Below are 12,124 nucleotides of genomic sequence, written 5' to 3'. Positions count from 1 at the left end.
CGCCATAAATGGCGTGGCGGGCAATGGCTTCCAATCCCTCAGAAGCCTGATGAACCCATAAGACAAGCGCTTCAAACCCGATGCAGGCGACGATTAAAAATCCCACAACTATGGGAACTCTGGGAAAACTGACTCATGGTGAGGTCGTCAGGCTATAATTGTCATGCGGGTGCCACGGCGCTGCGCGCATGATGAGATGCGGTTGCTGGCCCGCGCGGGTTTCAGTAACCGCATCTTGCCCTGCCCGACATCACACATCCCCGTCGCAAGGCTTCAGCCCAGTGGGCCTGCTGTGCCAAGGGCCATTTCGCTGCGCATGGTGTTCACGCGCCGGTGGATGCTGTTGACCAGATAATCCAGCGGCGCGGTAAAGGGTTGGCGGGATCGAGTGATATTGCAGATTGACAGGGGCGCGATCTCTTCGCGGATGCGGATCGCGCAGATGCCCCAGGGATCGGCCAGCGGCAGCAGCCCGGCAGGAAAGGTACAGACCGCCTGCAAGCTGGCGACTATGGCCATCGCCCCGAAATAGCTGTCCGAGCGGACCAGCGCGCGTGGAGGTTCCAGCCCCAGTTTGCGGAACGGTCCGGCGAAGATATCGCCCGGCCCGCCCTCGGTCCCGATCATGATCCATTTCGCCTCGACCAGCTCGGCCAGCGACCCGGCCTTGGCCAGCGGCGAGGATTTCGCCGTGACCACGGCGATTTCGCTGTCGAACAGATGATCAAGGCTGAGGCCGTTAGCCATGTCTCCGGGCGGGGCGGGGCCGATCATCAGATCGACCTTGCCCTGATGCAGCAGAGGCAGCGAACTGGGATAGGTGCCCGAAACGACCCGTACTGCGATATTGGGATAGACCTGATGAAACTGGCGCAGCGCCGCCGGCAGGATCTCGATGGCGGCCAGCGGCGAGATGCACAGCGTCAGAGTGCCCTCATGCGCGTTGCGGATGCTTGCGATTTCGATCTGCATGCGGCGAAATTCGTTCTGGATCGTGGTCAGCCGGTACAGGATGGCGCGGCCCTGTTCGGTCGGAACGACCCCCCGCGCCGTGCGCTCGAAGATGGGAAAACCGATGGTCTCTTCCGTGCGGCGCAGGATTTTGGTCAGGCCGGGTTGCGACCGCCCCAGCAGATCGGCTGCCAGGCGGATGCTGCCGGCTTCGGCGATGGTGGTGATGACCTCGCTATCCTCAAGTCGCATCGCAATGCCCCCGCATAACCCTGCACATGACCCGAGGAAACCCGAAGAAGGCACGGGTTGCAAATGCGAATTGCGGCTGACGGTCGATGGCCTGCGACAGAACTGCAAGCGGTGAACGCCCGCTATGGCTGTCGGCGGCTCGTGCATCGGAAAAAGGTACAGGCCGCCGGACATCTGTTTCCGGCGAATGGGGCGGGTTCTGTCATGGGGGATAGTGTGAGATGCCCTGCACGGATCGCGGCGCATCGATCCTGTCGATGATCATGCTGGTCTTGCTATCGCGGGTCATGCGCGCAGCGCGTCGGGGCCACGGCTGACAGGGGCCGGATCGGCCTGAGACCTGGTCAGCGGATCGGTCGCGATGCCACCTCATTCCGCAGTCCAGCCGCCATCTACGGTCAGCGTGCTGCCGGTCATCATCGCCGCCGAAGGCGAGGCCAGAAAGATCACCGCGCCCATCAGATCCTCGACCCGGCCCAGACGACCCAGCTTGATCCTGTCCAGAACCGAGGCCAGAAAGGCCCTATCCTCGAAAAACGGCTTTGTCATCGGCGTTTCGACAAAGGTCGGCGCGATGGTGTTCGAACGGATCCCGTGCGGCGCCAGATCCAGCGCCAGTGCCTTCGACATGCCCTCGACACCCCATTTCGAGGCGCAATACAGGCTGCGCTGTGCTCCGCCCACCTGGCCCATCTGGCTGGACATGTGGATCAGCGATCCCGGCCTGCCTGCGGCTATCAGCCCGTCCGCGACGGACTGCGCGACGAAATAGGCGGATTTGAGGTTCAGGTTCAGCACTGCATCGAAATCGTCCTCGGTCACGTCCCAGACCGGCATGGGGCGGTTGGTTCCGGCGTTGTTGACCAGAATTTCGAACGGACCCGCAGCGGCAATCGCCACACGCGCAGCGGCGATGTCGGACACGTCCAGCGTCAGGATCGAGGCCGCACCCCCCGCCACGCGGATGGCATCGGCCGCCAGCCCGATCTCGGCGCTGCCTCGTGCGGCCAGTACCACCTCGGCCCCGGCCCCGGCCAGCGCCGCGGCGCAGGCCAGCCCGATGCCGCGACCCGCGCCGGTGATCAGCGCCCGCCACCCGGTCAGATCAAAGCCCGGTGCCTGTGGCAGTGCCATCATTCCGCCGCCACCGCATCGGCCCCCGCCAGCGGAGCGGCACCCTGAGCATAGGGAACGTTCTGCCCGCCATAGCGGCGCACCCGGACATTCGCCTGCTCGGCATGCCCGGCAAAGCCCTCCAGCATGCACAGGCGCGAACAATATCGCCCGACCAGAGCGCTGGCGTGATCGGTCGTGACCTTCTGATAGGAATGGGTCTTGATGAACTTGCCGACCCACAGCCCGCCGGTATAGCGCCCGGCCTTTCGGGTTGGCAGCGTGTGGTTCGTGCCGATTGCCTTGTCTCCGTAGGCGACATTGGTGCGCGGCCCAAGGAACAGCGCACCATAGGAATGCATATTCTTCAGATACCAGTCGTCGCGATCGGTCATCACCTGCACATGCTCGGACGCAATGTCATTGGCGATGCGCAGCATCTCGTCATGATCGTCAGCGACGATCACCTGACCATAGCTCTCCCACGAGATGCGGGCGAGACCGGCGGTGGGCAGGATGGCCAGCAGACGCTCGATCTCTGCCATGGTCCCGCGCGCCAGCCGTTCCGAAGTGGTCAGCAGAACCGCAGGGCTGTCGGGTCCGTGCTCTGCCTGCCCCAGCAGATCGGTGGCGCAGATTTCGGCATCCACCGTTTCGTCGGCGATCACCATCGTCTCGGTCGGACCGGCGAACAGATCGATGCCGACGCGCCCGAAAAGTTGCCGCTTGGCCTCGGCGACAAAGGCGTTACCGGGGCCGACCAGCATATCCACGGGGCGGATGGTTTCGGTTCCGATGGCCATCGCCGCCACGGCCTGAATGCCGCCCAACGCATAAATCTCGTCCGCGCCGGCCATGTGCTGCGCGGCCACGATGGCTGCGGCGGGCCTGCCCTGCGACGGCGGCGCGCAGGTCACGATGCGCGGCACGCCCGCGACCTTTGCCGTCAGCACCGACATATGCGCCGAGGCCAGCATCGGATATTTGCCGCCCGGAACATAGCAGCCGACCTGCTGAACCGGAATGTTGCGGTGGCCAAGGATGACTCCGGGCATCGTCTCGACCTCGACATCACGCAGCGCGTCCTTTTGCACCTGCGCAAAGTTGCGGACCTGTTCCTGCGCAAATTCGATGTCGCGAATGTCCTGAGGGGTCATCTCGGACAGGCAGGCATTGATCTCGGCCTGTGTCAGGCGATAATCGCCGCGATCCCATTTGTCGAATTTCGCCGACAATTCGCGCACGGCGGCATCGCCGCGCCTTTCGATATCGGCCAGCGTCGCCTCGACCGTCGCGCGCACCTTGTCATCAGCCGCGCACAACTGGCTGGCATCCGCGCCCTGCTTCAGAATCCTTGCCATCTTTCCACCCTTCCTGATCCGCTTCATGTCGTTCAAACCGATATTCACCCCAAAGTCTTATCGATTGTTCCGATATGTTGCTGCGGAAATTTGGATATCTGAATCCTGATTTTTTCGTGTAAAACCAATTTTCTGAATGTTCTAATTGTACAATTTACCAAATAAATCATAGGGTTGCCGTCATGAAGATCCTGATCATCGGCGCAGGGGGATTCGTCGGCCAAAGGGTCGCGGCGATGCTGGCCGCCGACCCCCGAATCTCTTCGCTTGCCTTGCTGGACCGGACGGATTTCCCCGCCCCCAGGCACCGCAAGGCCACGAAATTCACCGGAGACCTGGGCGATTCGGCCATGCGGGCGCGGGTTCTGGACGGCGTGGACGCGGTGATCCACCTGGCGGCCATTCTGGGCGGCGCGGCCGAGGCGGATTATGCGCTGGCGCGGCGGGTCAATGTCGATGCCACGCTGGATTTGTTCGATTATCTGCGCGACCGTAACCCGGCCACGCGCATGGTCTTTGCCTCGACCATCGCGGTCTTTGCCAAGCCCCTGCCCGATCCCGTCACGGACAGAACCCCGACCGGTCCCACCATGATCTATGGCGCGCAAAAGCTGATGATGGAGGTCGCGCTGTCCAATTTCGCCGCGAAGGGCTGGCTGGATGGCGTCAGCCTGCGCCCTTCCGGGGTGATGGCCCGCGATGGCGCGGATGCGGGGTTGAAATCGGCCTTCATGAGCAGGCTGTTCTGGTGCGTCAGCCGCAGCGAGGACATCACCCTGCCCGTGGCTGAAGACAGCCGCACATGGCTGACCTCGATCGGCACGGTGGCGCGCAACTTTGTCCACGGAGCGACTTGCGGTCCCTTGGGACCAGACCGCGCCTTCACCCTGCCCGCGCTGTCAGTCACCTTTGGCGAGCTGGTTCTGGCATTACGCCGCCGCTTTCCCGACAGCGCGTCCCGGATCGCCTTTGATCCGCAACCCGAAATCGTGGGCCTGTTCGGCAGCTATCCGGAACTTGAAACCCCGATTGCCGACCGGCTTGGCTTTGCCCGCGATGCGGATGCCGACGCGCTGGTCGCCGATTCCCTGCCCTGACGGAGAAGAGATGAAACTTGCAACCTTGCCGAACGGCACACCCGACGGTCGCCTGCATGTCGTCAGCCGCGACCTGTCCCGCGCACAGCCAGCCAAAGCCGCCGCGACCCTACAGGCCGCGCTGGAAAACTGGACCGGCGTCGAAGCAGCACTGCTGGCGCAATATGATGCCGTGAACGGCAGCGCGGGCGATCCTTTCGACCCGGCGCAGGCGCTGGCCCCCCTTCCGCGCGCATGGCAATGGCTGGACGGCTCGGCCTTTGACAGCCATGGCGATCTGATGGATGCGCTGCTGGGGGTCAGCCCGGTCAAGACCGGCGTGCCGCTGATGTATCAGGGCCTGTCCAGCCGGTTCTATGCCGGAACGCAGGATGTCCCCATGCCCTCGGAAGAGGACGGCATCGATTTCGAGGGGGAATTCGGCGTGATCACTGATGCGGTTCCGATGGGCACCGACCCGACCGCCGCGCGCGGACATATCCGGCTGATCGTGCAGATCAACGACTGGTCGCTGCGCAAGCTGGCCGGTCCCGAGATGGCGACGGGCTTTGGCTGGGTGCGGGCGAAACCGGCCTGTTCCATGGCACCGGTCGCCGTGACCCCCGACGAACTGGGCGAAAGCTGGCGCGACGCACGGGTGGATCTGCCGCTGCTGGTCGATTGGAACGGTCGGCGTTTTGGCGCGGCCAACGGCTATCACATGTCCTGCGGCTTTGACGACCTTGTGGCACATGGGGCCTATTCGCGCGATCTGGTCGCGGGCACTGTCATCGGCTCGGGGACGGTGTCGAACAGCACCTATCGAGAGGTCGGGTCGTCCTGCATCGCCGAACGGCGCGGCATCGAAAAACTGGACAAGGGCGCGCCGGTGACGCCCTTCATGTCCTTCGGCGATACCATCCGGATGGAATGCACCGGTATCGACGGGCAGTCGGTCTTTGGTGCCATTTCGCAGAGGGTGGTCAGGGCCTGAGGGTTCAAAGCGCCTGTACACCTGTTTCCGGGCCGGGGCTGCCGGGTGGCGATTGTTTCCCCCCGGTGCGCCCGTCGCGGATCAGCCAAGGCGGTAATTCGGCGATTCACGAGTGATCTGCACGTCGTGGACGTGGCTTTCCTTCAGCCCTGCACCGGTGATGCGCACGAACTGGCAGTTCTTGCGCATCTCGGGCACGGTCGCACAGCCGGTATAGCCCATGGCGGCCCGTAACCCTCCGACCAGTTGGTGAATCACCGTTCCCGCCGGGCCCTTGTAGGGCACCTGCCCCTCGATCCCCTCGGGGACCAGCTTGTCGGTCGCCGCGTCCTTCTGGAAATAGCGGTCGGCGCTGCCGCGTGCCATTGCGCCGAGACTGCCCATGCCGCGATAGCTTTTGAAGCTGCGGCCCTGATACAGGATCACCTCGCCCGGGCTTTCATCGGTTCCGGCGATGGCGCTGCCAACCATGGCGCAGCTTGCACCCGCCGCGATGGCCTTGGCGAAATCGCCCGAGAATTTGATGCCGCCATCGGCGATCACCGGAGTTTCGCCCGCAGCACCCGCAGCGTCCATGATCGCGGTCAGTTGCGGCACGCCGACGCCCGCGACGATGCGCGTCGTGCAGATGCTGCCCGGCCCGATTCCGACCTTGACGGCATCCGCGCCCGCGCCGATCAGGGCCCGCGCGCCCTCGGCTGTCGCGACGTTCCCGGCGACCACCTGCACCTCGTTCGAGAAATTCTTGACCCTCTCGACCGCCATACCGACGCCTTCGGAATGGCCGTGTGCGGTGTCGATCACCACCATATCGACCCCGGCCTCGATCAGCGCCTGACTGCGTTCGAACCCCTCATTGCCGACGGTCGAGGCCGCAGCGACGCGCAGGCGGCCCAGATCGTCCTTGCAGGCCAGCGGGTTCAGAACCGACATTTCGGTGTCCTTCAGCGTCAGCAGCCCGGTCAGATGGCCCTGCCCGTCCGTGATCAGCAGCTTTTCGATCCGCCGTTCCTTCATCAGGCCGATGGCCTGCTGCCGGTCTGCGGGTTCCATCAGCATCGCCAGATTGTCCGAGGTCATCAGTGCCTGGACCGGAGTCCGGTCATCGCTGGCAAAGCGCATGTCGCGGTTGGTGACGATGCCGACGACACGGCCATCGCCATCCACGACCGGAAAGCCCGTCACGTTAAAGCGTTCCTGCAACGCCTTGGCATCGGCGACAGTCTGGTCGGCGCGCAGCGTGATCGGGTTATAGACGATGCCGGATTCAAAACGCTTGACGCGGCGCACTTCGTCGGCCTGCTGTTCGATGGTCAGGTTACGGTGAATCACGCCCATCCCGCCCGCCTGCGCCATGGCAATGGCCATGCGGTTTTCGGTGACGGTATCCATTGCCGATGACAGCAGCGGGATGTTCATCCGGATCGTCCGGGTCACATGGGTGGTCACGTCCGCCGTGGACGGCATCACCGTCGATGCGGCCGGAACCAGAAGTACGTCGTCGAAGGTCAAAGCCTCACGAATCTGCATGGGAAAGTCCTTGCGGCAAGTTCGTTTGGCAGTTTCCCCTTTCACGCAAGGCCGGGCTTGTCCAGTCCCCATGGCGAAAATCGCTGGCGGGAAAGCTGCTGGCTTCGACTTTCCGCCGCGTCAAAATGTTGCAGAACAGCCACATGCGCGAAAGTTCCGGCACGAAAAACGTGTGCTTTATCTTTTGGTTGCTACGAACCGATCCAATCGCGCAATACTGTCCGCCGAAGGCAAGCAGGGGCGTAAGCAGGAGTTTTGATGATGAGAACCATTTTGACAGCCGCAGGCGCGTTGATGCTGGGGGCGGCACCACTTTGGGCGGGGGGAATCGAACGGGCTCCGCAGTCCATTGCGATCCTGTTCGAGGAAGGAAACTATGCCGAGATCAGCGTTGGTGGCGTGGACCCGACGGTGAAGGGCAAGGATCTGCGGCAATACGGGCCAGATGGGGTGACGCCGATCTATCCGGGCGGCACCAAGATCGGCGACGTGACCAAGGGCTATGCCGCGTTCGGCCTTAGCTACAAGCACCAGTTCAACCCGAACCTGTCCGCCGCGTTGATCATCGAACAGCCCTTTGGTGCCGATGTCGGCTATCTGAACGCGCTGGACGGCGGCTCGCCTCTGCTGAGCGGCACCTATGCCGAGGTGAACACGACGACCTATTCCGGCCTTCTGCGCTACAAGTTCGCCAATGACTTTTCGGTTCATGGCGGGATTCGCGGATCGCATGCGAATGGCAAGGTCGGGCTGACCGGCCTGGCCTATGGCGCGATTTCGGGCTATGAGGTGAAATTCGACAAGGACTGGGCGGCAGGCTATATCATCGGCGGCGCCTATGAATTGCCGCAATATGGCGCGCGGGTGTCGCTGACCTATAATTCATCCATCGAACATGATTTCGACACGACCGAAACGGTGGGCGCAAACAAGATCAAAAGCTCGACCAAGGTGAAAACCCCGCAATCCGTTCTTCTTGAGGGACAGACCGGCCTGAACCAGCAAACGCTGCTGTTCGGTTCGGTTCGCTGGGTCAAGTGGTCGGAATTCAAGGTCAAGCCCCAGACCCTGCGCAGCGCGCCGCCGGCCGGCTTTGGGGTTGCGGACGGTCTGGTCTCGCTGGAGGACACGACGACCTGGACCATCGGGGTCGGTCGCCGGTTCACCGAGAACTGGTCGGGCACGGCTTCGTTCCAGTACGAGGATCAGCGGATGGAACTGGTTTCGCCGCTGGCCCCGACCGAGGGCCGCAAGGGCATTACGCTGGCCGCGATCTATGAAAAGGACAAGATCAAGGTCACGGCGGGCGTCAGCTATTTCGACCTGACGGCGGCCAAGCCAGAGACCGGCACACCCGATGTCGCGCGCGCCAAGGTGGGTGACAGCTATGCCTGGGCGGCAGGCGTCAGGATCGGCTATCGCTTCTGATCCGCAACGGTGACAGGCCCCGCCAACCAGCGGGGCCTTTGCCTGATGCCCCCTTTCCTCGCCCGGCGCGGCGCATTACCTATGCGCCTTGTGGCAATGGCGAAAGGCGGGCGATGATCTACAGTTCCGGCAGGCAATGGCTGGCGGCGCAGAACAGGCGCGTGATGCTGTTCGGCATGTCGGGGCTTGGCAAGACCTACCTGGCCTCGTTACTGCGCGGGTCGGGCGAATGGTTCCATTATTCCGTCGATTACCGCATCGGCACCCGCTACATGGACGAATATATCGCCGATAATTTCAAGCGCGAGGCGATGAAGGTTCCGTTCCTGCGCGAATTGCTGATCAGCGACAGCGTCTATATCGCCAGCAATATCACCTTTGACAATCTTGCCCCGCTGTCCACCTATCTGGGCAAGCCCGGCAGCCCCAGCCGGGGCGGTCTGCCCTTTGACGAATATTGCCTGCGCCAGAACCAGCACCGCAACGCCGAAATCGCTTCGCTGCTGGACACGGCCCATTTCATGCGGCGCGGGCAAGACATCTATCGTATCCCGCATTTCGTTTGCGATTCCGGCGGGTCGATCTGCGAAGTGGTGAACCCCGAGGATCCCGGCGATCCGGTGCTGGCAGCGCTGGAACGCGACCTGCTGCTGGTCTGGATCCAGGGATCGGACGCGCATACGGCGGAACTGGTGCGCCGCTTCGACCGCGCGCCCAAGCCGATGTATTATCAGCCGGAATTTCTGGAACGGGCCTGGATCGCCTATCGCGTCGAAAAGGGCCTGAAGGAAGAAGAGGTCAATCCCGACGATTTCATCCGCTGGACCTATGCCCGCGCGCTGGCCCATCGCCAGCCGCGTTACCTGACCATGGCCCGACGGGGCGTCACGATCACCGCCGAAGAGGTCGCGGGCGTGCGCAACCCCCATGATTTCAACACCCTGATCGCCCTCGCCATCGACCGCAAGGAAAGCTGAACCGATGCCCATCACCCTGAACGAAAACCTGCCCGCCTATCGCATCCTGTCGGATGAGGGCGTCATGGTGATGACTCCGGGTCGCGCCGAAACGCAAGACATCCGCCCGTTGCGCATCGGCCTGCTGAACCTGATGCCAAAAAAAATCCAGACCGAGAACCAGTTCGCCCGGCTGATCGGCGCGACGCCGCTGCAAATCGACTTTCAACTGATCCGCATGTCGGACCACGAAAGCCGCAACACCGCCGCCGATCACATGGAAAGCTTTTACCGGCCCTTCCGCGAGGTCGAGGAAACGGGCGAGAAATTCGACGGGCTGGTCATCACCGGCGCCCCGATCGAACACCTGCCCTTCGAAGATGTGACATACTGGGATGAACTGACGCGGGTATTCGACTGGACGCAAAGCCATGTGCATTCGACCTTTGGCGTCTGCTGGGGCGGTATGGCGATGGCGTGGTATTTCCATGGCGTCGGCAAATACATGCTGGATCACAAGGCATTCGGCTGTTTCCGGCACCGCAATCTGGCCCCGGCCTCGCCCTATCTGCGCGGCTTTTCCGACGACGTGCTGGTGCCCGTCAGCCGCTGGACCGAGATGCGCCAACCCGAAATCGACGCCCGCCCCGGCCTGTCCACCCTGCTGGCCAGCGACGAGGCCGGCCCCTGCCTGCTGGAGGATCCGGGCCATCGCGCGCTGTATATCTTCAACCATCTGGAATATGACAGTACCACGCTGAAGGACGAATATGACCGCGACGTCGCCTCGGGGAAGCCGATCAACGTTCCGCAGAATTACTATCCCGATGACGACCCCGCGCGGTCGCCCTCGAACCGCTGGCGCAGCCACGCGCATCTGCTTTACGGCAACTGGATCAACGAAATTTATCAGACCACCGAATATGACATGACCCGGATCGGACAGGAGTAGCCGGAATGGCCAGCCAGACGGAAATTCTGCCGGAACTGCCCATGGTCGGGAAAGTGACCGACTATCTGAAAAATGCCGCGCCCCGGAAAATCCGCAAGGCCATCGAAGGGGCGGGCAAGCATGACATCCTTGACCCGGATTATCCCTATCGCGAAGAGATGGACAGGGACGCTTATGACAAGCATCTGGACAAGCTGCAAAAACAGCTTGTGCGTATGATGTATGACGTCATCTCGACCGGCAAGCGCGTCGCCGTCCTGTTCGAGGGGCGCGACGCGGCAGGCAAGGGCGGCACCATCGAACGCGTGCGCGAGAACCTTAACCCCCGGTCCTGCTATATCGCGGCATTGCCAAAACCAAGCGAACGCGAAAGCAGCGAATGGTATTTCCAGCGTTACGTGGACTGGCTGCCCGCCGGGGGCGAGATCGCGCTGTTCGACCGAAGCTGGTATAATCGCGGCGTGGTTGAACATGTTTTCGGCTTCTGCACGGACAAGCAGCGCGACGCGTTTTTCCGGCAATTGCCGAATTTCGAGGCGACGCTGGTCGATGACGGAATCACTCTGGTCAAGCTGTGGCTGAACGTGGACCGGGCCGAACAGTTGAAACGTTTCCTCGACCGCGAAAAGGATCCGCTGAAACAGTGGAAACTTTCGGGCATTGACGTGGACGGCCTGGCGAAGTGGGATGAATATACCGAAGCGATCACCGACACGATGAACCGTTCGCACACGCCCTTCACGCCGTGGACGGTGATCCGGTCGGATGACAAGCGACGCGCGCGCATCGCGGCGATCCAGACGATCCTGCACGCCGTCGATTACGCCGGCAAGGACCGCAAGGCCATCGGCGAGGTCGATCCAAAGATCGCCGGCGGACCCGACCTGCTGGTCCGGTGATCCGACCGGAATATTGATCGCACAAACACAGGAATTTCAGTAACGGAACGTCACGACCGCGTTGTCAGGTTGCTGACTACAGTCGGCAGGTTTCTGGCCAAACTAGGGTCCGTGGACATTAGGGATTCCTTTGTCTGGTCTGAACAACGTGGAACGCATTGATTTTGTGTGATGAACCGCCGGTATTTCTGGCTTTCTTCTGCAGGGTTTTGTATTGTTGACGCAGAAACCCTGCAAATTCGGATCACCGATGAAGCCCCATTCCCACGCCCCCGAACAGGATGATCTTCTGCGCCCCCGATTGCTCGACATGATCGACGCTCGGCACGAACTGGTGAAGCTCGCGGGTTTGATCGACTGGGCATTCTTCGAGCGGGAGTGGGCCGGGTTCTTCCCCTCGACGACCGGTCGTCCGGCGACATCGCCGCGGCTGGTGGCCGGGCTGATGTATCTGCAGCACGCCTTCAAGCTGTCGGACGAGGCGGTGATCGCCCGCTGGGTCGAGAACCCCTACTATCAGCACGTCACCGGCGAGACTTTCTTCCAGCACCGGCCACCGATCGATCCCTCCTCGCTGGTGCGCTGGCGCAAGCGGATCGGCGAAGAGGGGGG

At 62.5% G+C, this 12,124-nt stretch carries 11 protein-coding genes; 7 read left to right on the top strand and 4 right to left on the bottom strand.

What is annotated here, in order from left to right:
* Positions 1–273: 273 nt before the first annotated feature.
* The 3 genes from ACK5L9_RS13095 to hisD all read right to left on the bottom strand — a co-directional run bounded on the left by ACK5L9_RS13095 (position 274) and on the right by hisD (position 3,677).
* Positions 274–1,203 carry a LysR substrate-binding domain-containing protein gene (locus ACK5L9_RS13095; protein ID WP_416911906.1) on the bottom strand — a complete coding sequence of 310 codons (930 nt, stop codon included), beginning with the start codon at positions 1,201–1,203 and terminating at the stop codon, positions 274–276.
* Positions 1,204–1,572: 369 nt separating this feature from the next.
* Positions 1,573–2,340, bottom strand: coding sequence for an SDR family NAD(P)-dependent oxidoreductase (locus ACK5L9_RS13090; RefSeq protein ID WP_416911905.1), 768 nt, complete (start codon positions 2,338–2,340; stop codon positions 1,573–1,575).
* On the bottom strand, positions 2,337–3,677 hold the full coding sequence (hisD, locus tag ACK5L9_RS13085) for a histidinol dehydrogenase (protein WP_416911904.1): 1,341 nt from the start codon (positions 3,675–3,677) through the stop codon (positions 2,337–2,339). The genes ACK5L9_RS13090 and hisD overlap by 4 nt, the downstream gene beginning before the upstream one ends.
* A 182-nt stretch (positions 3,678–3,859) precedes the next feature.
* Between hisD and ACK5L9_RS13080 the strand changes: the two genes are divergently transcribed.
* Together ACK5L9_RS13080 and ACK5L9_RS13075 are read left to right on the top strand one after the other, a co-directional pair.
* A complete protein-coding gene (locus tag ACK5L9_RS13080) occupies positions 3,860–4,774 on the top strand; it encodes an NAD-dependent epimerase/dehydratase family protein (RefSeq protein ID WP_416911903.1) in 915 nt (304 codons plus the stop codon).
* 10 nt (positions 4,775–4,784) lie between these two features.
* The gene (locus ACK5L9_RS13075; protein ID WP_416911902.1) at positions 4,785–5,747 is read left to right on the top strand and encodes a fumarylacetoacetate hydrolase family protein; all 963 of its coding nucleotides are present in this window, start codon (positions 4,785–4,787) and stop codon (positions 5,745–5,747) included.
* A gap of 81 nt (positions 5,748–5,828) precedes the next feature.
* Here ACK5L9_RS13075 and guaB read toward each other — a convergent pair whose 3' ends face one another.
* On the bottom strand, positions 5,829–7,277 hold the full coding sequence (gene guaB / locus ACK5L9_RS13070) for an IMP dehydrogenase (protein ID WP_416911901.1): 1,449 nt from the start codon (positions 7,275–7,277) through the stop codon (positions 5,829–5,831).
* A 258-nt stretch (positions 7,278–7,535) separates the two neighbouring features.
* On the opposite strand from guaB, the gene ACK5L9_RS13065 reads away from it, so the two are divergent.
* The 5 genes from ACK5L9_RS13065 to ACK5L9_RS13045 all read left to right on the top strand — a co-directional run.
* Complete coding sequence (locus ACK5L9_RS13065) at positions 7,536–8,705, top strand: OmpP1/FadL family transporter (RefSeq protein ID WP_416911900.1); 1,170 nt, start codon at positions 7,536–7,538, stop codon at positions 8,703–8,705.
* Between the two features lie 113 nt (positions 8,706–8,818).
* Positions 8,819–9,682: an ATPase gene (locus ACK5L9_RS13060; protein ID WP_416911899.1), complete on the top strand. Its 864-nt coding sequence runs from the start codon at positions 8,819–8,821 to the stop codon at positions 9,680–9,682.
* 4 nt (positions 9,683–9,686) lie between these two features.
* A complete protein-coding gene (locus ACK5L9_RS13055; protein WP_416911898.1) occupies positions 9,687–10,613 on the top strand; it encodes a homoserine O-succinyltransferase in 927 nt (308 codons plus the stop codon).
* 5 nt (positions 10,614–10,618) lie between these two features.
* On the top strand, positions 10,619–11,512 hold the full coding sequence (ppk2, locus tag ACK5L9_RS13050) for a polyphosphate kinase 2 (protein ID WP_416911897.1): 894 nt from the start codon (positions 10,619–10,621) through the stop codon (positions 11,510–11,512).
* 250 nt (positions 11,513–11,762) lie between these two features.
* Positions 11,763–12,124: transposase (locus ACK5L9_RS13045; RefSeq protein WP_416911896.1), on the top strand; the 362-nt coding region annotated here is incomplete at its 3' end.

Source organism: Paracoccus sp. (in: a-proteobacteria), assembly GCF_047973135.1.
In the GTDB taxonomy this organism is placed as follows: domain Bacteria; phylum Pseudomonadota; class Alphaproteobacteria; order Rhodobacterales; family Rhodobacteraceae; genus Paracoccus.
The sequence above is the reverse complement of the archived record's forward strand: the minus strand, read 5'-3'. Positions and strand labels throughout refer to the sequence as shown.